This is a genomic window from Pseudomonas sp. NPDC090755, from assembly GCF_044769005.1.
GTDB lineage: Bacteria > Pseudomonadota > Gammaproteobacteria > Pseudomonadales > Pseudomonadaceae > Aquipseudomonas.
The window spans coordinates 193,720-212,772 of the sequence record NZ_JBIVXC010000003.1; the positions used below are offsets into that span (position 1 = coordinate 193,720).

Genomic DNA, 19,053 nt, shown 5'->3' on the forward strand with positions numbered 1-19,053 from the left:
CAGGAGAAATTCCCATGTTGCATATCTTCTGTCCCCACTGCGGCGAGATGCGCTCCGAGGAGGAGTTCCACGCCGCAGGCCAGGCGCATATTCCGCGGCCGCTGGACCCCAACGCCTGCTCCGACGAGGAGTGGGGCACCTACATGTTCTTCCGCGACAACCCCCGTGGCCTGCACCACGAGCTGTGGATTCACGCCGCCGGGTGCCGCCAGTATTTCAACGCCACGCGCGACACGGTGACCTACGAGATTCTGGAAACCTATCCGATTGGCGCCAAGCCGCAAGTGACCGGCAAAAGCACCAGCCCGCAGTTGGCAGTCAGTGGTCAGGGAGAAAAGGTATGAGCCAGGTCTATCGCCTGTCCAACGGCGGTCGCATCGATCGCAGCAAGGTCTTGAACTTCACCTTCAACGGCCAGACCTACCAGGGCTACGCCGGTGACACCCTGGCCGCCGCGTTGCTGGCCAACGGTGTGGATATCGTCGGGCGCAGCTTCAAGTACTCGCGCCCGCGCGGGATCATCGCAGCCGGTTCCGAAGAGCCCAATGCCATCCTGCAGATCGGTGCCACCGAAGCCACCCAGGTCCCCAACGTGCGTGCCACCCAACAGGCCCTGTACGCCGGCCTGGTGGCCACCAGCACCAACGGCTGGCCGAACGTGAACAACGACGTCATGGGGATCCTCGGCAAGGTCGGCGGCAAGCTGATGCCGCCGGGCTTCTACTACAAGACCTTCATGTACCCGCAGTCGTTCTGGATGACCTACGAGAAGTACATCCGCAAGGCGGCGGGCCTTGGGCGTGCGCCGCTGGAAAACGATCCGGACACTTATGACTACATGAACCAGCACTGCGACGTGCTGGTGGTGGGCGCAGGCCCTGCCGGCCTCGCCGCAGCACTGGCCGCTGGCCGCAGCGGTGCCCGGGTGATCCTCGCTGACGAACAGGAAGAGTTCGGCGGCAGCCTGCTCGACAGCCGCGAAACCCTCGACGGCAAACCGGCCGCCGACTGGGTCGCCGCAGTGGTCGCCGAGCTCAAGGGCATGCGCGAAGTGACCCTGCTGCCACGGGCCACGGTCAATGGTTACCACGACCACAACTTCCTCACCATCCACGAGCGCCTGACCGACCACCTGGGTGACCGTGCGCCGATCGGCCAGGTGCGCCAGCGCATGCACCGGGTTCGCGCCAAGCGCGTGGTGCTGGCGACCGGCGCCCATGAACGTCCGCTGGTGTACGGCAACAACGATGTGCCGGGCAACATGCTCGCCGGGGCGATCTCCACCTACGTGCGCCGCTATGGTGTGGCGCCGGGCCGCAACCTGGTGCTGTCGACCAACAACGACCATGCCTACCGCGTGGCCCTGGACTGGCACGATGCCGGCCTGAAAGTGGTCGCCATCGCCGACGCTCGCCACAACCCACGCGGTTCGCTGGTGGAAGAGGCACGCGCCAAGGGTATCCGCATCCTCACTTCCAGCGCGGTGATCGAGTCCCGTGGCAGCAAGCATGTGACCGCTGCCCGTGTTGCCGCCATCGACGTCAAGGCGCACAAAGTCACCAGCCCCGGTGAATGGCTGGACTGCGACCTGGTGGCCTCCTCCGGTGGCTACAGCCCGGTGGTGCACCTGGCGTCGCACCTGGGCGGCAAGCCGGTCTGGCGTGACGACATCCTCGGCTTCGTGCCGGGCGATGCCCCGCAAAAACGTGTGTGCGTCGGTGGCATCAACGGTGTGTTCGCCCTCGGCGACGCCCTGGCCGACGGTTTCGAAGGCGGCGTGCGTGCGGCCACCGAAGCAGGCTTCAAGGCGGTGCAGGGCAGCCTGCCCAAGGTCCTGGCGCGTCATGAGGAAGCCACCGTGGCCCTGTTCCAGGTGCCCCACGACAAGAACACCGCCCGGGCGCCGAAGCAGTTCGTCGACCAGCAGAACGATGTCACCGCAGCGGCCATCGAACTGGCCACCCGCGAAGGCTTCGAGTCGGTCGAGCACGTCAAGCGCTACACCGCCCTGGGCTTCGGTACCGACCAGGGCAAACTGGGCAACATCAATGGCCTGGCCATTGCCGCCCGCTCCATGGGCATCAGCATCCCGGAAATGGGCACCACCATGTTCCGCCCCAACTACACGCCGATCACCTTCGGCGCCGTGGCCGGCCGGCACTGTGGTCACCTGTTCGAGCCGGTGCGCTTCACCGCGCTGCATGCCTGGCACCTGAAGAACGGCGCCGAGTTCGAAGATGTCGGCCAGTGGAAACGGCCGTGGTACTTCCCGCGCAACGGCGAAGATATCCATGCCGCCGTGGCCCGCGAGTGCAAGGCGGTGCGTGACAGCGTCGGCCTGCTCGATGCCTCGACCCTGGGCAAGATCGACATCCAGGGCCCCGATGCCCGCGAGTTCCTCAACCGCATCTACACCAATGCCTGGACCAAGCTGGACGTGGGCAAGGCCCGCTACGGCCTGATGTGCAAGGAAGACGGCATGGTCTTCGACGACGGCGTCACCGCCTGCGTCGGCGACAACCACTTCATCATGACCACCACCACCGGCGGCGCGGCCCGCGTACTGCAGTGGCTGGAGATCTACCAGCAGACCGAATGGCCGGAGCTGAAGGTGTACTTCACCTCGGTCACCGACCACTGGGCGACCCTGACCCTGTCGGGCCCCAACAGCCGCAAGCTGCTCAGCGAAGTGACCGATATCGACCTGGACAAGGACGCCTTCCCGTTCATGACCTGGAAGGAAGGCCTGGTCGGTGGGGTGCCGGCGCGGGTGTTCCGTATCTCCTTCACCGGTGAGCTGTCCTACGAGGTCAACGTCCAGGCCAACTACGCCATGGGCGTGCTGGAGAAGATCGCCGAGGCCGGCAAGCAGTACAACCTGACCCCATATGGCACCGAAACCATGCACGTGCTGCGGGCTGAGAAGGGCTTCATCATCGTCGGCCAGGACACCGATGGCTCGATGACCCCGGACGACCTCAACATGGGCTGGTGCGTAGGGCGCACCAAACCGTTCTCGTGGATCGGCTGGCGCGGCATGAACCGTGAAGACTGCGTGCGCGAGAACCGCAAGCAGCTGGTTGGTCTCAAGCCGGTCGATCCGACCCAGTGGCTGCCGGAAGGTGCGCAACTGGTGTTCGACCCGAAACAGGCGATCCCGATGGACATGGTCGGCCACGTCACCTCCAGCTATGCCAGCAACTCCCTGGGCTATTCCTTCGCCATGGGTGTGGTCAAGGGCGGGCTCAAGCGCATCGGTGAGCGGGTCTACTCGCCCCAGGCCGACGGCAGCGTGATCGAGGCGGAGATTTGCTCTTCGGTGTTCTTCGATCCGAAGGGCGACCGGCAGAACGTGTAATCGACTTGGTGGCGTGATCACCCTGTGGGAGCCGGCGTAGCCGGCGATGAGCGCCAAACCCGCTCCCACAGGGCGATCACCGAACAGCATACGAATTCAAGGTAGGTGCCCCATGAGCACAATCAACGTTTACCAGCAACGCCCCGGCAACGACGCCAAGGCCGAGTCGCCACTGCATCACGCCGATTTGCCCAGCCTGGTCGGCAAGGGCCGCAAGAACGCCGGGGTGACCCTGCGCGAGCACAAGTTCCTCGGTCACCTGACCCTGCGTGGCGATGGCCGCGATCCGGCCTTCGCTGGTGGCGTGTTCAAGGCCCTGGGCCTGGAGCTGCCGGTGGCCCTCACCGTGGTCGCCAATGGCGACATGTCGCTGCAATGGCTGGGCCCGGATGAGTGGCTGCTGATCGTACCCGGCGGCCAGGAATTCGCCATCGAACAGAAACTTCGCGATGCCCTCGACGGCCAGCACATCCAGGTGGTCAACGTCAGCGGCGGGCAGACCCTGCTGGAGCTGAGCGGCCCCAACGTGCGCGACGTGCTGATGAAATCCACCAGCTATGATGTACACCCGAACAACTTCCCGGTCGGCAAGGCCGTGGGCACGGTATTCGCCAAGTCGCAGCTGGTGATCCGTCGTACCGGCGAGGAAACCTGGGAGCTGTTGATCCGCCGTAGTTTCTCCGACTACTGGTGGCTGTGGCTGCAGGACGCAGCAGCCGAATACGGTCTGAGCATCGAAGCCTAGGGAGGGTTGTCATGAGCCGAGCACCGGACACCTGGATTCTTACCGCCGACTGCCCGAGCCTGCTTGGCACGGTGGATGTGGTGACGCGCTACCTGTACGAGCAGCAGTGCTATGTCACCGAGCATCACTCGTTCGATGACCGTTTGTCCGGGCGCTTTTTCATCCGCGTGGAATTTCGCCAGCCCGATGGGTTCGACGAAGCCAGCTTCCGCGCGGGCCTGGCCGAGCGCAGCGATGCCTTCGGCATGCTGTTCGAACTGACCGCGCCCAACCATCGACCCAAGGTGGTGATCATGGTTTCCAAGGCCGATCACTGCCTCAACGACCTGCTGTACCGCCAGCGCATCGGGCAGTTGGGCATGGACGTGGTGGCGGTGATTTCCAACCACCCCGACCTTGAGCCCCTGGCCCAGTGGCATCGTATTCCCTACTACCACTTCGCCCTCGACCCGCACGACAAACCGGCGCAGGAACGCAAGGTGCTGAAAGTGATCGAGGAGTCTGGCGCGGAGCTGGTGATCCTTGCCCGTTATATGCAGGTGCTGTCGCCTGAGTTGTGCCGCAAGCTCGATGGCTGGGCGATCAATATCCATCACTCCCTGCTGCCGGGCTTCAAGGGTGCCAAGCCATATCACCAGGCCTACAACAAGGGCGTGAAACTGGTGGGCGCCACCGCGCACTACATCAACAACGACCTCGACGAAGGGCCGATCATCGCCCAGGGCGTCGAGGCGGTGGATCACAGCCATTACCCCGAAGACCTGATTGCCAAGGGGCGGGACATCGAGTGCCTGACCCTGGCGCGGGCGGTGGGGTATCACATCGAGCGGCGGGTCTTTTTGAACGCCAACAGAACGGTAGTGCTCTGACGGCCGCCATCGCGGGGCAAGCCCGCTCCTACACCGGTAGGAGCGGGCTTGCCCCGCGATGAGGCCTTCAAGGCAAAAACAGATTCCAGTAACACAGCGCAGCCCTCTGGCTGCGCACTTTGCACCGCTACATAACAACAAACTTTAGCGAGGTAAAAGCATGTCTGGTAATCGTGGTGTGGTGTATCTCGGCGCCGGCAAGGTCGAGGTGCAGAAAATTGACTACCCGAAAATGCAGGATCCGCGTGGCAAGAAGATCGAGCACGGGGTGATCCTGAGGGTGGTCTCCACCAACATCTGTGGTTCCGACCAGCACATGGTACGTGGCCGTACCACCGCCCAGGTCGGGCTGGTGCTGGGCCATGAGATCACAGGTGAAGTGATCGAGAAGGGCCGTGACGTCGAGAACCTGCAGATCGGCGACCTGGTCTCGGTTCCCTTCAACGTCGCCTGCGGCCGCTGCCGCTCGTGCAAGGAACAACACACCGGTGTCTGCCTGACCGTCAACCCGGCCCGTGCCGGTGGTGCCTACGGCTATGTCGACATGGGCGACTGGACCGGTGGCCAGGCCGAGTACGTGATGGTGCCCTATGCCGATTTCAACCTGCTGAAACTGCCGAACCGCGACAAGGCCATGGAGAAGATCCGTGACCTGACCTGCCTCTCCGACATCCTGCCGACCGGTTACCACGGTGCCGTCACCGCGGGCGTCGGCCCGGGCAGCTCGGTGTACATCGCCGGTGCTGGCCCGGTGGGCCTGGCCGCTGCCGCCTCGGCGCGCCTGTTGGGCGCGGCGGTGGTGATCGTCGGTGACGTCAACCCGGTGCGCCTGGCCCACGCCAAGTCCCAGGGCTTCGAAATCGTCGACCTGTCCCAGGACACCCCGCTGCATGAACAGATCGCCAACCTGCTGGGCGAGCCGGAAGTGGACTGCGCGGTCGATGCCGTGGGCTTCGAAGCCCGTGGCCACGGTCATGCCGGCGTCCAGCACGAAGCCCCGGCCACCGTGCTCAACTCGCTGATGGGCGTGGTGCGCGTTGCCGGCAAGATCGGTATTCCCGGCCTGTACGTCACTGAAGACCCGGGCGCGGTGGATGCTGCGGCGAAGATCGGCAGCCTGAGCATCCGCTTTGGCCTCGGCTGGGCAAAGTCGCACAGCTTCCACACCGGCCAGACCCCGGTGATGAAGTACAACCGCCAGCTGATGCAGGCGATCATGTGGGACCGCATCAACATCGCCGAAGTGGTGGGCGTGCAGGTGATCAGCCTGGACCAGGCGCCGGAAGGCTACGGTGAGTTCGATGCCGGCGTGCCGAAGAAATTCGTGATCGATCCGCACAAGCTGTTCAGCGCGGCTTAAGCTCATCGCGGGGCAAGCCCGCTCCCACAAAATCTGTGGGAGCGGGCTTGCCCCGCGATAGGCTTTCAAAGCCAAACCGCATCCCAATGCGGATAGTCCCCCAGTTTCTTCACCAACCCGGCCCGCAGCGGGTTGGCCACTACATAGCGCGCCACCGCACATACATTTTCTTCCCGACGCAACGCATGGTCATGGTACCCAGGCTGCCACAGTGTGCCCTGCAGTTTGCCCAGCTTGAACAACGCACAACGGCTTCGGGATTTGAAACGGCGCATCAGACAGGCCAGTGAGCTTTGCTGCAACTCGATCAGCCAGTGCACATGATCCGGCATAACCACCCAGGCCAAGGTACGTGCGGCACCTTCAAGTTGTGCCTGGCGGAACTGGTGCGCAATGCAGCGTGCGGCCTGGAAACTCTCGAAGATTGGTATTCGGTCACGCGTGATACTGCTCAGCAGGTAAAGGCGGCCAGGCTCGGAAAATCGACCGCGACGTAGCCGGTGGGATGCAGGACTGTCCATGTCTTGGCTCCTTGAAAGATGAATATTCAAGGTAGATGTCGAGCGCTGGCATTACTGTGCTGGATTGGTTCTTGATGTTGCCGCAACTGAGTCCTCGATGGCGCATGTGCCGCGATGCGATGTGGCAGACAAACCGCAATCGCGGGGCAAGCCCGCTCCCACCGGCAATACATACACCCAGTGGGAGCGGGCTTGCCCCGCGATGAGGCCGCCACTGGCCACGGAACATTCCCCCGTCTACACAGTCCAACCCCTCGTTTCCCCGCCTTTTTTGGCCGACGAGGTCCTTGAATGAAACGTTTTGCACTGGTCACCCTGATGACCCTGGCCGCCAGCCCGGTGTTCGCCTTCAACCTCAGTGATGCGGCCAATGCCGTTTCCGCCATGCAAGGCAACAAGGACGGTGCGGCGGTGCAGGCGCCCGCCGCCTCGGCGAACCTGCTCAATACCCTCGGCAGCGAGTTGAAGATCACCCCGGAACAGGCCATCGGTGGCACTGGCGCCTTGCTGGGCCTGGCCCGCAACCAGCTCAGCAGCGGTGACTTCGAGCAACTGAGCAAGGCCGTGCCAGGCCTGGACCTGCTGGCCGGCGAGAATGCCCTGGGTGCGCTGAGCGGCCTGGGTGAGCTGCTGGGCAACAGCGACAACGCCTCTGCCTTGAGCAATGCCCTGGGCAACAACGTCAAGAACACCAACGACCTGAGCAACGCCTTCAGTGCCCTGGGGATGGACACCGGCATGATCGGCATGTTCGCTCCGCTGCTGCTGCAGTACCTCGGCCAGCAGGGTGTCACCGCTTCGCTGTTGCAGAACCTGGGCAGCCTGTGGACCACCCCGGTCGCTCCGATCGCTCCGGTCGCCCCGCCTTCGGTGTAACGCGGGTCAGCCTGCTTCGGAGAAATTGACCATCCGTACCGGGCGGCGGAACCCTGCGGTGAGTACCAGCAGGTAGGCCAGGCCCAGGCCGAACCAGGCAAGGCCGATGGTCAGGGTCAGGGTCGACAGGCTGGTCCACAGCCACAGGGTCAGCCCCAGCCCGACCAACGGGATCAAACCGTAGTGCAGCAACCCTGGCAGAGTGCGCTGGCCGGCTTCGTTGAGCAGGTGGGTGCGGATCACCGCCAGGTTCACGGCCGAGAAGGCCACCAGCGCGCCAAAGCTGATCAGCGAGGCGAGGGTGGCGAGGTCAATGACCAGGGCCAGCAGGGAAAACGCCGACACTACCAGGGTCGCCGTGACCGGCGTGCCAAAACGTGGCGACAGGTGGCCGAACCAGCGCTGCGGCAGGACCTTGTCGCGGCCCATGGTGTAGAGGATCCGCGACACCGCCGCCTGCGAGGCGAGGGCCGAGCCGAGGCTGCCGGCGACGAAGGCGGCGGTGAAGAAGTTGGCCAGGAACTGGCCGCCTGCCTTGAACATCACCTCGTTGGCGGCGGCGTCGGTGTTTTCGAAATGACTTCCCGGCAGCACCAGCTGGCTGATGTAGGCGAGCAGGGTGAACAGCAGGCCGGCGCCGAGGGTGGTGAGGATGATCGCCCGTGGCACATCGCGCCGCGGGTCGCGGGTTTCCTCGGCCAGGGTCGACACCGCATCGAAGCCCAGGAACGACAGGCACAGCACCGCCGCACCCGCCATCAAATGACTGAAGCCAGGCCGGCTGCCGTCGCCCAGCAGCGGCGAGAGCAGGTCGACCGGCTGACCGCCGCCCAGGGTCTTGCACGACAGCGCAACGAACACCCCGATAAAGACGATCTGCGCGCCGACGATCAGGTTGCTGGCCTTGGCCACCGAGTGGATGCCGACCACGTTGAGCACCGTGACCAGGGCGATCGAGGCCAGGACCAGGGTCCAGACCGGAATGCTCGGGAAGGCAATGTTCAGGAACAGGCCGATGAGCAGGTAGTTGATCATCGGGATGAACAGGTAGTCGAGCAGCAGCGACCAGCCGGCGAGAAAGCCGATGTTCGGCCCGAAGGCCAGGTTGGTATAGGAGTAGGCGGAACCGGCCACCGGAAAGCGCCGGACCATGAAGCTGTAGGACGTTGCCGTGAACAGCATGGCCAGCAGGGTGACCAGGTAGGCCCCGGCGGTGCGTCCGCCGGTGAGTTCGGTGACGATGCCGTAGGTGGTGAAGATGGTCAGCGGAACCATGTACACCAGTCCGAAGAACACCAGGGCAGGGAGCCCGAGGACGCGGCGCAGTTGAGCGGGGGCTGCCTGGGCAGCAGGGCTGGATTGCTTGGCCATTGATCGATCCTGGCTATTTTTGTAGTTGTTCGTTGATCGATTTTTATCCAGTTAAATGGCCAATAGCAAAGAAGATTCCCTTATCTCGATTATTAACGCAGATTTTAATCGGCTATCTGTGGGGGCCGGCATCGCCGGCGATGGCATCAGCGCAGTATCAGTTCGTCTCGGCGCCTGCATCGCAGGCTTCGCCAGCTCCCACAACAGCAGGCCTTGGCAGACCGCCGCTCAGCGCAGCTCGGTTCGCAGGCGTTCGATACGTTCGTCCTTGTCATGCCACAACTGGTTGACCCAGTCCTGCACCGCCTGGCGCACGGCCGGATCGCTTTCGTAGTCGCCGCTCCACAGCGCCGGGTCCAGTTCGCGCACCTGGATATCGATGATCACCCTGGGGACTGCGCCACAGAGCAGGTCCCAGAAGCCCGGGGCCTTGTCACCGGGGTAGACGATGGTGACATCGAGCAGGGCGTCGAGCTGTTCGCCCAAAGCCGCCAGTACGAAGGCCACGCCGCCGGCCTTGGGCTTGAGCAGGTGTTTGAAGGGTGACTGCTGGGCAGTGCGCTTGGCGTCGGTGAAGCGTGTGCCTTCCAGGTAGTTGACCACGGTCACCGGCTGGCGCTTGAACAACTCGCAGGCGGCCTTGGTGATTTCCAGGTCCTGGCCTTTGAGCTCGGGGTGCTTGTCGAGGAAAGCCTTGCTGTAGCGCTTCATGAACGGGTAATCCAGCGCCCACCAGGCCAGGCCCAGCAATGGCACCCAGATCAGCTCTTTTTTCAGGAAGAACTTGAAGAACGGGATGCGCCGGTTCAGTACCTGGATCAGCGCCGGAATATCCACCCAGCTCTGGTGGTTGCTGATGGCCAGGTAGGAGGTGTCCAGGCGCAGGCCTTCAGCACCGCGCACATCCCAGACCGTGGGGATGCACAGGCGGAAGATCAGTTTGTCGATTTGTGCCCAGGTCTCGGCGATCCACATCACAGCCCACGAGGCGTAGTCGCGGTAACGGCCCGGCAGGACCAGTTTGAGCAGGGCAAAGACCATCAGCGGGCCGATCAGGACCAGGGTGTTGAGCAGCAACAGCACGGTCACGAGAATGCCCGTCAGCAAGCGGCGCATAAGAAAACTCGTTATCTCAGGTAAGCGGTCGGCAATGATAAGCAGCCTGCCTGCGTACGCCAAATGCTCAGGCGGGCGTGGGCAGGACAAATGTTTCACTTTGTGTTGGTTAATCTATCGCGGCGAACCTATCCTGCCTTCGCAGTCTAAACACTGTCTTGTCTCAAGGAAGCGGATCCTGTGAAACCTGTACTTGCCCTGCTGTCGCTGCTCGCCCTGCCGGTCATGGCAGCCGAGCCGACCCTCTATGGTCGTTACGAATACATCGCGTTGCCGGAGTTCGGCGGCGAAACCCTCAAGGCCAAGATGGACACCGGCGCCCTGACCGCCTCGCTGTCGGCCAAGGACATCGAAACCTTCACCCGCGATGGCGAGGACTGGGTGCGCTTTCGCCTGGCCACCAAGGACAGCGACGGCAAGGTCTATGAACACAAGCTGGCGCGCATCAGCAAGATCAAGAACCGCGCCGATGAAGACGAAGACGGCGAGGGCGCCGAGATCAGCAAGCGCCCGGTGGTGGACCTGGAGCTGTGCCTGGGCGACGTCAAGCGCACGGTCGAAGTCAACCTGACCGACCGCAGCAGCTTCAACTACCCGCTGCTGATCGGCGCCAAGGCGTTGCGTGAATTCAAGGCGGCGGTGAATCCGGCGCGCAGGTTTACGGCGGGCAAGCCGGATTGCTGATGGAGCTGTAGGAGCGGGCTTGCCCCGCGATGCGGTGTAACTGACAGTACGTCATCGCAGGGCAAGCCCGCTCCTACAAGACAATCTAGAATCTTCTACACGTTCATCATCCCTGGTCAGGCCCGGACGCCATGCCCCACATACTCATCGTCGAAGACGAAGCCGCCATTGCCGACACGTTGATCTTCGCCCTGCAGGGCGAGGGGCACAGCACCGAGTGGGTCACACTGGGCAACGCCGCCCTGGAACAGCAACGCCAGCGGCCCGCCGACCTGATCATCCTCGACATCGGCCTGCCGGATATCAGCGGCTTTGAAACCTGCCGGCAACTGCGGCGTTTCACCGATGTGCCGGTGATGTTCCTCAGCGCGCGCGATGGCGAGATCGACCGGGTAGTGGGCCTGGAAATCGGTGCCGACGACTATGTGGTCAAGCCCTTCAGCCCGCGCGAGGTGACGGCCCGGGTGCGGGCGATCCTCAAGCGCATGGCGCCGCGTGCCGAACCACTGGTCGCGGCTACGTCGTTGTTCAAGGTCGACACCCTGCGCATGCAGATCAGCTACCGCGGCCAGACGCTGAGCCTGACCCGCCATGAGTTCCGCCTGTTGCAGCGCCTGCTGGAGCACCCCGAGCGGGTGTTCAGCCGGGAGCAACTGCTCGATGCCACCGGGGTCGCCGCCGACGCCGGTTATGAGCGCAGCATCGACAGCCACATCAAGAGCCTGCGTGCCAAGCTGCGCCAGGTGACCGCCGAGAGCGAGCCGATCCAGACCCATCGCGGCCTGGGCTACAGCTATTGTCCGGGGCGCAGCTGATGCGCCTGGGGATGCGGATCTTCCTGGTCTATTTCCTGTTCGTCGGGCTGGCCGGCTATTTCATCCTCAGCACCGTGCGCGAACAGATTCGCCCCGGGGTGCGCCAGTCCACCGAAGAAACCCTGGTCGACACCGCCAACCTGCTGGCCGAGTTGCTGCACGATGACGTCAAGGCCGGCACCCTCGGCCAGAGTCGTCTTCCCGTGCTGTTGCGCGCTTATGGGCAACGGCAACCCAATGCCGAGATCTGGGGCCTGGCCAAGAACCAGGTAAACCATCGCATCTATGTCACCGATGCCAAGGGCATCGTCCTGCTCGACTCGACCGGGGCGGCCGTGGGCCAGGATTACTCGCGCTGGAACGATGTCTACCTGACCTTGCGCGGCGAATATGGCGCACGCTCCACCCGCAGCGATCCGGACGATCCCGATTCGTCGGTGATGCATGTCGCGGCGCCGATCCTCGATGAGGGCAAGATCATCGGCGTGGTCACCGTGGCCAAGCCGAACAAGTCGCTGCAACCCTACATCGACCGCTCCGAACTGCGTTTGCTGTACCTGGGCCTGGGGCTGATCGTCCTGGGCTTGCTGGTCGGTGCGGCGCTGTCCTGGTGGCTGGCACGCTCGCTGCGGCGCCTGACCGGTTATGCTGAAGCCGTCAGTGCAGGCGAGCGCACCGTCTTGCCGCATTTTCGTGGGGGTGAGCTGGGCCAGCTGGCTGCGGCGGTCGAGCGCATGCGTACCCGGCTGGAAGGCAAGGACTATGTCGAGCGCTACGTGCACACCCTGACCCATGAACTGAAAAGCCCGTTGGCGGCCATTCGTGGTGCCTCGGAGCTGCTCCAGGAGCCGATGCAGGAGGAGCAGCGCCAGCGCTTTGCCGGCAATATCGAAAGCGAAAGCGCGCGCATGCAGCAATTGATCGAGCGCCTGCTCAACCTGGCCCAGGTCGAACAGATGCAGACGCTGGAAGAGCAGCAGCAGGTGCCGCTGGCAGCCCTGGTCGATGAGCTGTTGCTGGCCCACAGTGCACGAATCGAAAACGCCGGCTTGCAGGTGCGCCAGCGTGTGCCGGCGTCGGTGCATTTGTTGTGCGAACCCTTCCTGATGCGCCAGGCGATTGCCAACCTGCTGGACAACGCCCTGGACTTCACGCCACCGGGCGGCATGTTGCTGTTCGAGCTGGAGCGGCGCGAAGGGCAGGTGGCCCTGAGCCTGTTCAACCAGGGCGAGGCGATTCCCGACTATGCCCTGGGCCGCTTGAGCGAACGTTTCTACTCCCTGCCGCGCCCCTTCAGCGGGCGCAAGAGCACAGGGTTGGGGCTGAACTTCGTCGAGGAAGTGATGCAACTGCACGGCGGCTCGCTGCAGATCGCCAACGTCGAAGACGGCGTGCGTGTGCGCTTGTGGCTATCGGCCAAACGCCTGGGCTGAACACTCCACACAAGCTCCACACAGACTCCACAAAAGTCCTCAAGGCTTCCATATCGAGTGCGCAGACTCTGCCCATCGAAACCGGAGCCTTGCCCCATGAACCGAACCTTGAGTCTCAAACTCGGCGCCATCGCCGGGCTGATCATCCTGCTGCTGGTGCCCTTGCTGATGATTGGCGGCCTGATCGACGAGCGCCAGGCACTGCGCGACAGCGTGGTGCAGGACATTGCCCAGAGCTCCAGCTACAGCCAGCAGATCAGCGGGCCTGTGCTGGTGGTGCCGTACCGCAAGACCGAACGGCGCTGGAAGCTGCAGGAGGGTCGGAGCATTCAGGAAACCAGCCAGGTCAGTGGCCAGCTGTACTTTCTCCCGGAAACCTTCGTGCTCAAGTCAGGCATCGACACCGAGCTGCGCTCGCGAGGGATCTACCAGGCCCGCCTGTTCCACGCCGATAACCATGTCAGCGGCCAGTTCAGGCTACCCGCGCACTGGGGCATCAGCGAAGACTTCGACGATTATCGCTTCGAGCCGGCTTTTCTCGCCGTTGGCATCAGTGACATCCGCGGCATCGAAAAAGGCCTGCAGTTGCAGCTCAACGACCGGCACCTGGACTTCCAGGCCGGCACGCGCCTGGGCTGGCTCGGCAGTGGCGTGCACGTGGTCCTGGGGGCGCTCGACGGCAAAGGCGAAACACTGCTCGACTATGCCTTTGACCTCAGCCTGCAGGGCACCGGGCAACTGCATGTGCTGCCGGTCGGGCGCAGTACCAGCGTCAGCATGGCGGCCAACTGGCCGCACCCAAGCTTTATCGGCAACTACCTGCCGGCTAGCCGCAAGGTCGATGCCGCAGGGTTCTCTGCGCGCTGGCAAGCTTCGTTCTTTTCCACCAACCTGGAGGACGCCCTGAGTCAGTGCGTGAGCAATGCCAGCTGCGAGGATTTTCGCAGCCAGGCCTTTGGGGTCAGCTTTGTCGATCCGGTGGACCAGTACCTCAAGAGCGAACGGGCGATCAAATACGCCTTGCTGTTCATCGCCCTGACCTTCGCCGGATTCTTTCTCTTCGAAGTGCTGCGCAACCTCAGTGTCCACCCGATCCAGTACGCCCTGGTCGGCGCGGCCCTGGTGCTGTTCTACCTGTTGCTGTTGTCGCTGTCCGAGCACCTGGGGTTCGGCCTGGCCTACCTGTTGTCTGCCGGGGCCTGTGTTGTGTTGATCGGCTTCTACCTGTGCCACGTGCTGCGCAGCCTGGGGCGGGCGCTGGGTTTTGCCCTGGGGCTGGTGGTGCTCTACGGCATGCTCTACGGACTGCTCAGCGCCGAGGACTATGCCTTGCTGATGGGGGCGTTGTTGCTGTTCGGCTTGCTGGGCGTGTTCATGGTCCTGACCCGGCGTCTGGACTGGTATGGGGTTGGCCTGGGGAGGCAACCATGAGTGGGTTGCGCGAGGAAAGGTGCCAGGGGGCTGTATTGGCGGCAGGCATCGGTAATCTGTGGTCGGCGCAGATCACTGTGGGAGCCGGCATGGCCGGCGATGAGATCGCTGCGGTGTCAGGTGCTGCGCGGCGTCTGCATCGCTGGCGTTGCCAGCTCCTACAGGGGGGGCTTCAGCGCGACGGGTCGGTCGCCTGCATCGAGGGTCGCTGACTCACCTGCGCGTACCAGTCCGCCAGCTTCGGCTGTTGCTCACGCCAGCCGGAGTCGGGGAAGCGCAGGTCGAGGTAACCCAGGGCACACGCCACGCCAATGGCGGCGATGTCGAACACCGAGGCCAGTTCGGCGATATGCTCCTGCTCAAGGTTGCTCAGGCCGCGACGGATCTTGTCCTGTTGCGCTTCGATCCAGCTGTCCCATTGCTTGTCCGTGGGCCGCAGGAAGGTCTCGTAACGGGTCAGCACCGCGGCATCCATGATCGCATCGGCCAGGGACGCCAGGGTCAGGCGACGCCAGCGCGCCGGGCCTTCACGGGGGATCAGCGGGTTACCCACATGCTGCAGGTCGAGGTACTCGCAGATTACCCGGCTGTCGTGCAGCACGGTGCCATCGTCCAGCCGCAGGGCCGGGATCTTCCCGGCCGGGTTGCCCTGGTTGAGATCGGCATCGGGGGTCACCGGTGACAGGTTGATGCTGTGCACGGCAACCCGCTCGCTCTGCCCGGTCTCGTGCAGCAGCACCATGACCTTGCGCACGAAGGGGGAGGCCGGCGAGTGGAACAACATCATGCTTGGCGCGGACATGGCGATCCCTCAGTTGCCTTGCAGGCTGGGCGGCAGGCAGACACCGGTGCCACCGATACCGCAGTAGCCGTCCGGGTTCTTGGCCAGGTACTGCTGGTGGTAGGCCTCGGCGAAGTAGACGGTCGGCGCCTGGTCGATCTCGGTGGTGATCTGGCCAAAACCGGCCTTGTCCAGCTCGGCCTGGTAGTCGTCCTTGCTGGCCTGGGCCAATTTCAGCTGCTCGGGGGAGGTGCAGTAGATCACCGAGCGGTACTGGGTGCCGATGTCGTTGCCCTGGCGCATGCCCTGGGTCGGGTTGTGCAGTTCCCAGAACATCGCCAGCAGCTCGCGGTAGCTGACCTTGTCCTTGTCGAACACCACCAGCACCACTTCGGTGTGCCCGGTCAGGCCCGAGCAGACTTCTTCGTAGGTGGGGTTGGGGGTGAAGCCACCGGCATAGCCGACCACGGTGCTGACCACACCCTCACGCTGCCAGAAGCGGCGCTCGGCGCCCCAGAAGCAACCCAGGCCGAAGATGGCAAAGTCGACGTTCTGGAAGAACGGGCCCAGCAGCGGGGTGTCTTCGAAGACGAAGTGCTTTTCTGGCAGGGCCATCGGGGTTTCGCGGCCAGGCAGGGCCTGTTCCGCGGTAGGCAGGACGTTTTTGTTCACCAGGATTTCCGAGCGCAGGACCATGGACCCATTCCTCTTCACGATAGGACGACAGGGATTAGACCTGTAGTGTGCCCGAGTGTTACGCCGCTGTCAGGCGCCGGGACCACGCGGATAACGCTTGAGCTTGTCCACCAGTTCGGCCCCTGGAATTGGCCGGTCGAACAGGTAGCCCTGGCCGACGTCGCAGCGGTGGCGACGCAGGAACGCCAGTTGTTCGGCGGTCTCGATGCCTTCGGCGACCACCTTGAGCTTGAGGTTGTGGGCCATGGCCACCACCGCCGAGGTGATTTCCATGTCGTCCTGGTTGTCGGGGATCTCGTGGATGAAGCTGCGGTCGATCTTGATGATGTCGATCGGGAATTTCTTCAGGTAGCTGAGCGAGGAATAGCCGGTGCCGAAGTCGTCCATGGCCAGGGTCAAACCCAGCTGCTTGAGCTGATCGAGCTGGCGGTGGGTGTCTTCGGTGGCTTCCAGCAGCAGGCCTTCGGTCAGTTCCAGCTCCAGCAAGTGCGCCGGCAGGGCTTCTTCCTTGAGGATGTTGGCGATCGAGCTGACCAGGTCGGGATCGGAAAACTGCTTGGGCGACAGGTTGATTGCCACCTGCAGGTTGCCCAGCCCTTCGGTGCGCAATTGCTGGCTCATGCGACAGGCCTGGCGGGCGATCCACTTGCCGATGGGGATGATCAGGCCGGTCTCTTCGGCGACGCTGATGAACTGGTCCGGGCGGATCATGCCCTTTTCCGGGTGGTTCCAGCGCAGCAGTGCCTCCAGGCCCAGCAAGCGGCCGCTGCGCAGGCACAGCTTGGGCTGGTAGAACACATCCAGTTCGTTCTGGGTCAGGGCCCGGCGCAGGTTGTTCTCGACGAACAGCTTGTAGCTGGCTTCGGCATTGAGCGCTTCGGTGAACACCTGGACCTGGTGCTTGCCGTTGGCCTTGGCCTTGTGCAGGGCAAGGCCTGCGTTTTTCATCAGGGTCTGCGGGTCGCGGCCATGCAACGGGGCGCAGGCCAGGCCCACGGAACCGGTGACGCTGATCAGTTGGTTGTCGACGAACAGCGGTTTGTCGAGGGTCCTGAGCAACTGCAAGGCGATCTGCTGGCCACTGTCCTGGTCGGTGTCTTCGAGCAACACGGCGAACTCGTTGCTGGCAAAGCGCGCCAGGCTGCCGCCGGTGCTCAGGCTGTTGCGCAGGCGCCGGGCCAGGCTGATCAGCAGTTTGTCGCCGGTCTGGTGGCCGAGGCTGTCGTTGATCCGCTTGAAGTTGTCGATGTCCACCAGCAACAGGCAGATGGGGCTGTCGCTGTCGCGGGCGAAGCGCTCATCGAGGTTGCGGATGAAGGCCGGACGGTTGCCCAGGCTGGTCAGGTTGTCGGTGTAGGCCAGGCGCTCGATGCGCTGCTGGGCCAGCTTGCTCTGGGTGATGTCTTCGTAGATGCCGATGTAGTGGGTCAGCTCGCGGTTGTCGCCGTAGACCTTGGAAATCGACAGCTGTCCCCAGTAGGGCTCCAGGTTCTTGCGCCGGCTCTTGAATTCGCCTTGCCAGCTGTTGCTCATGGCCAGGCTCGACGGTGCGTCGAACAGCAGTTCGCTGAGGTTTTCCAGGGCCGGCAGCTCCGAGAGCCGGTGCCCGTGGACCTCGTCGGTGCTGTACTGGGTGATGGCGGTGAAGCTGGGGTTGACGTACTCGACCACGCCGTCGCGGTTCACCAGCAAAAAGGCGTTGGCGCTTTGTTCCACCGCGCGCTGGAACAGGTGCAGGGCGCTGGTGGCGGTTCGCCGGTTGTGGTTGTTGATGACCTGGGCGAACTGGTCGGCCAGCTCACCGGCAAAGGCGATCTCATCGGTCTGCCAGGCCCGCGCCGAGCCGGTCTGCTCCAGGCACAGCACGCCGACCACCTGGCCATCGATGCGGATGCTGGCATCGAGCATGGCGTTGATGTCGCGCGGACGCAGGCTCTCGGCCATGTCCCGGGTACGCGGGTCATGGGTGGCATTGTGGGCGTCGATGGCGCGGCTGGTGTGCAGGGCGTCGAGGTAGTCAGGAAAGCGGCTGGCGTCGATCGGCTCGGGCAGGTGGTATTCCTGGGTCTCGCGGTAGTAGGCGGAAATCGGCTCCAGACGCTGGCCTTCCAGGTACCAGATGCTCGCGCAGTCGATCCTGTAGATCTCGCAGGCGCTGCGGGTGATCAGTTCGGCCGCTTCGAGCAGCGAGTTGCTGGCGCTGTAGCGGTGGCGGGCCAGGTGCAGGATCAGCTCCTGCTGGGCCCGTACCCGTTCCAGGTGCTCGAGCTGTTCCTGCTGGGCCCGCTGGTTGAGCTGCAAGGCGATCTGCAGGCGGTTGTTGCGGGTTTCCAGCTCGGCGGCGCCGAGGTTCGGCGCATCGCCTGGCTGGGTGTCGATCACCATCAGGTAGCCGCGCAGCAACTGGCGGTTGTGCTGTTTGTAGGCTTCTCCTGATTCGAGCAGATGCAACGGGCCCTGGGCCGTATGCAGGGTGTAGCGCACCCGGTAGTGCGAGCGCTGGCCAAGTTGCAGCTGGATATCGTCATGCAGTTTGTAGCGCGCCTCGGGCTCCATCAGGCTTGCGTAGGGCGAGCCGACCAGGGCGCACAGATCGACGGCAGCCATGCCGAACTGGCGTTCGCAGGCGGGATCGAGGTACAGCAGCGCCCAGCTGGCTTCATTCAGGCGCTCGAAGCGCAGCATGCCGAGCCGCGAGGGCACGGGCAACTGCGTCACTACCTCGGCCGCCATACGGCTGGCGGCATCAGGTTGGCTTTTCATCGAGTGCTCGCTTCAAGAAAACAGTCCGTGCAGATAGCGCAATCTGCTACTACGCGTGTTGGGCAAGGTTGCATGATGCGCAGGAGGCTGACAAGCCATACCGAGACCTCTGCGCTAACTGTTTCGGCTGCTTGGCCGGATTCTTAAGCATGGCGCGGTAGGGATGCTGTGGGGGCGGCCGATTGCAGCCTGGCGGCAGCGGCTACAGAAGGGAAATCGCAGGCAAAAAAAGCC

16 protein-coding genes are annotated in these 19,053 nt (G+C 63.7%); 10 read left to right on the top strand and 6 right to left on the bottom strand.

All coding sequences use genetic code 11. From position 1 onward, the window contains the following. The first annotated feature begins 14 nt into the window (after nucleotides 1-14). The 5 genes from ACIQUS_RS07830 to fdhA all read left to right on the top strand — a co-directional run bounded on the left by ACIQUS_RS07830 (nucleotide 15) and on the right by fdhA (nucleotide 6,332). Nucleotides 15-344 carry a sarcosine oxidase subunit delta gene (locus tag ACIQUS_RS07830; RefSeq protein ID WP_285863840.1) on the top strand — a complete coding sequence of 110 codons (330 nt, stop codon included), beginning with the start codon at nucleotides 15-17 and terminating at the stop codon, nucleotides 342-344. Continuing rightward, entirely contained in the window at nucleotides 341-3,358 is a 3,018-nt protein-coding gene (locus ACIQUS_RS07835; RefSeq protein ID WP_403045110.1) for a sarcosine oxidase subunit alpha, read from the top strand. Before ACIQUS_RS07830 ends, ACIQUS_RS07835 begins: the two co-directional genes overlap by 4 nt. A gap of 112 nt (nucleotides 3,359-3,470) precedes the next feature. Continuing rightward, nucleotides 3,471-4,103: a sarcosine oxidase subunit gamma gene (locus ACIQUS_RS07840; RefSeq protein WP_285863842.1), complete on the top strand. Its 633-nt coding sequence runs from the start codon at nucleotides 3,471-3,473 to the stop codon at nucleotides 4,101-4,103. Between the two features lie 11 nt (nucleotides 4,104-4,114). Further along, nucleotides 4,115-4,972: a formyltetrahydrofolate deformylase gene (gene purU / locus ACIQUS_RS07845; RefSeq protein WP_403045113.1), complete on the top strand. Its 858-nt coding sequence runs from the start codon at nucleotides 4,115-4,117 to the stop codon at nucleotides 4,970-4,972. A gap of 160 nt (nucleotides 4,973-5,132) precedes the next feature. After that, nucleotides 5,133-6,332, top strand: coding sequence for a formaldehyde dehydrogenase, glutathione-independent (gene fdhA, locus ACIQUS_RS07850; RefSeq protein ID WP_403045115.1), 1,200 nt, complete (start codon nucleotides 5,133-5,135; stop codon nucleotides 6,330-6,332). A 65-nt stretch (nucleotides 6,333-6,397) separates the two neighbouring features. Here fdhA and ACIQUS_RS07855 read toward each other — a convergent pair whose 3' ends face one another. Further along, nucleotides 6,398-6,853, bottom strand: a complete 456-nt coding sequence (locus ACIQUS_RS07855) for an REP-associated tyrosine transposase (RefSeq protein WP_403045117.1) — start codon at nucleotides 6,851-6,853, stop codon at nucleotides 6,398-6,400. 291 nt (nucleotides 6,854-7,144) lie between these two features. On the opposite strand from ACIQUS_RS07855, the gene ACIQUS_RS07860 reads away from it, so the two are divergent. Beyond that, the gene (locus tag ACIQUS_RS07860; RefSeq protein ID WP_403045119.1) at nucleotides 7,145-7,729 is read left to right on the top strand and encodes a DUF2780 domain-containing protein; all 585 of its coding nucleotides are present in this window, start codon (nucleotides 7,145-7,147) and stop codon (nucleotides 7,727-7,729) included. Between the two features lie 6 nt (nucleotides 7,730-7,735). Here ACIQUS_RS07860 and ACIQUS_RS07865 read toward each other — a convergent pair whose 3' ends face one another. Together ACIQUS_RS07865 and ACIQUS_RS07870 are read right to left on the bottom strand one after the other, a co-directional pair. Then, nucleotides 7,736-9,100, bottom strand: coding sequence for an APC family permease (locus tag ACIQUS_RS07865; RefSeq protein WP_403045122.1), 1,365 nt, complete (start codon nucleotides 9,098-9,100; stop codon nucleotides 7,736-7,738). A 228-nt stretch (nucleotides 9,101-9,328) separates the two neighbouring features. Continuing rightward, nucleotides 9,329-10,216, bottom strand: coding sequence for an acyltransferase (locus ACIQUS_RS07870; RefSeq protein ID WP_403045124.1), 888 nt, complete (start codon nucleotides 10,214-10,216; stop codon nucleotides 9,329-9,331). 180 nt (nucleotides 10,217-10,396) lie between these two features. Here ACIQUS_RS07870 and ACIQUS_RS07875 point away from each other — a divergent pair, with 180 nt between their 5' ends. The 4 genes from ACIQUS_RS07875 to creD all read left to right on the top strand — a co-directional run bounded on the left by ACIQUS_RS07875 (nucleotide 10,397) and on the right by creD (nucleotide 14,579). Next, on the top strand, nucleotides 10,397-10,900 hold the full coding sequence (locus ACIQUS_RS07875) for an ATP-dependent zinc protease (RefSeq protein ID WP_403045127.1): 504 nt from the start codon (nucleotides 10,397-10,399) through the stop codon (nucleotides 10,898-10,900). Nucleotides 10,901-11,031: 131 nt separating this feature from the next. Next, complete coding sequence (gene creB / locus ACIQUS_RS07880; RefSeq protein WP_403045129.1) at nucleotides 11,032-11,715, top strand: two-component system response regulator CreB; 684 nt, start codon at nucleotides 11,032-11,034, stop codon at nucleotides 11,713-11,715. After that, on the top strand, nucleotides 11,715-13,148 hold the full coding sequence (gene creC / locus ACIQUS_RS07885; protein WP_403045131.1) for a two-component system sensor histidine kinase CreC: 1,434 nt from the start codon (nucleotides 11,715-11,717) through the stop codon (nucleotides 13,146-13,148). Before creB ends, creC begins: the two co-directional genes overlap by 1 nt. A 96-nt stretch (nucleotides 13,149-13,244) precedes the next feature. Next, nucleotides 13,245-14,579 (top strand): cell envelope integrity protein CreD, encoded by a 1,335-nt coding sequence (gene creD, locus ACIQUS_RS07890; protein WP_403045134.1) that lies wholly within the window; start codon nucleotides 13,245-13,247, stop codon nucleotides 14,577-14,579. Between the two features lie 172 nt (nucleotides 14,580-14,751). Here creD and ACIQUS_RS07895 read toward each other — a convergent pair whose 3' ends face one another. The 3 genes from ACIQUS_RS07895 to ACIQUS_RS07905 form a co-directional block, all read right to left on the bottom strand. Beyond that, on the bottom strand, nucleotides 14,752-15,381 hold the full coding sequence (locus ACIQUS_RS07895) for a glutathione S-transferase (RefSeq protein WP_403045136.1): 630 nt from the start codon (nucleotides 15,379-15,381) through the stop codon (nucleotides 14,752-14,754). Nucleotides 15,382-15,390: 9 nt separating this feature from the next. Beyond that, nucleotides 15,391-16,056, bottom strand: coding sequence for a peptide-methionine (S)-S-oxide reductase MsrA (gene msrA / locus ACIQUS_RS07900; protein WP_403045139.1), 666 nt, complete (start codon nucleotides 16,054-16,056; stop codon nucleotides 15,391-15,393). 69 nt (nucleotides 16,057-16,125) lie between these two features. Beyond that, nucleotides 16,126-18,819 (bottom strand): putative bifunctional diguanylate cyclase/phosphodiesterase, encoded by a 2,694-nt coding sequence (locus ACIQUS_RS07905; protein WP_403045142.1) that lies wholly within the window; start codon nucleotides 18,817-18,819, stop codon nucleotides 16,126-16,128. Nucleotides 18,820-19,053 lie beyond the last annotated feature (234 nt).

Coding starts and splice junctions, on each gene's coding strand:
- ACIQUS_RS07830 (WP_285863840.1), top strand. CDS start 15: ATGTTGCATATCTTCTGTCCCCACTGCGGCGAGATGCGCTCCGAGGAG.
- ACIQUS_RS07835 (WP_403045110.1), top strand. CDS start 341: ATGAGCCAGGTCTATCGCCTGTCCAACGGCGGTCGCATCGATCGCAGC.
- ACIQUS_RS07840 (WP_285863842.1), top strand. CDS start 3,471: ATGAGCACAATCAACGTTTACCAGCAACGCCCCGGCAACGACGCCAAG.
- purU (WP_403045113.1), top strand. CDS start 4,115: ATGAGCCGAGCACCGGACACCTGGATTCTTACCGCCGACTGCCCGAGC.
- fdhA (WP_403045115.1), top strand. CDS start 5,133: ATGTCTGGTAATCGTGGTGTGGTGTATCTCGGCGCCGGCAAGGTCGAG.
- ACIQUS_RS07855 (WP_403045117.1), bottom strand. CDS start 6,853: ATGGACAGTCCTGCATCCCACCGGCTACGTCGCGGTCGATTTTCCGAG.
- ACIQUS_RS07860 (WP_403045119.1), top strand. CDS start 7,145: ATGAAACGTTTTGCACTGGTCACCCTGATGACCCTGGCCGCCAGCCCG.
- ACIQUS_RS07865 (WP_403045122.1), bottom strand. CDS start 9,100: ATGGCCAAGCAATCCAGCCCTGCTGCCCAGGCAGCCCCCGCTCAACTG.
- ACIQUS_RS07870 (WP_403045124.1), bottom strand. CDS start 10,216: ATGCGCCGCTTGCTGACGGGCATTCTCGTGACCGTGCTGTTGCTGCTC.
- creB (WP_403045129.1), top strand. CDS start 11,032: ATGCCCCACATACTCATCGTCGAAGACGAAGCCGCCATTGCCGACACG.
- creC (WP_403045131.1), top strand. CDS start 11,715: ATGCGCCTGGGGATGCGGATCTTCCTGGTCTATTTCCTGTTCGTCGGG.
- creD (WP_403045134.1), top strand. CDS start 13,245: ATGAACCGAACCTTGAGTCTCAAACTCGGCGCCATCGCCGGGCTGATC.
- ACIQUS_RS07895 (WP_403045136.1), bottom strand. CDS start 15,381: ATGTCCGCGCCAAGCATGATGTTGTTCCACTCGCCGGCCTCCCCCTTC.
- msrA (WP_403045139.1), bottom strand. CDS start 16,056: ATGGTCCTGCGCTCGGAAATCCTGGTGAACAAAAACGTCCTGCCTACC.
- ACIQUS_RS07905 (WP_403045142.1), bottom strand. CDS start 18,819: ATGAAAAGCCAACCTGATGCCGCCAGCCGTATGGCGGCCGAGGTAGTG.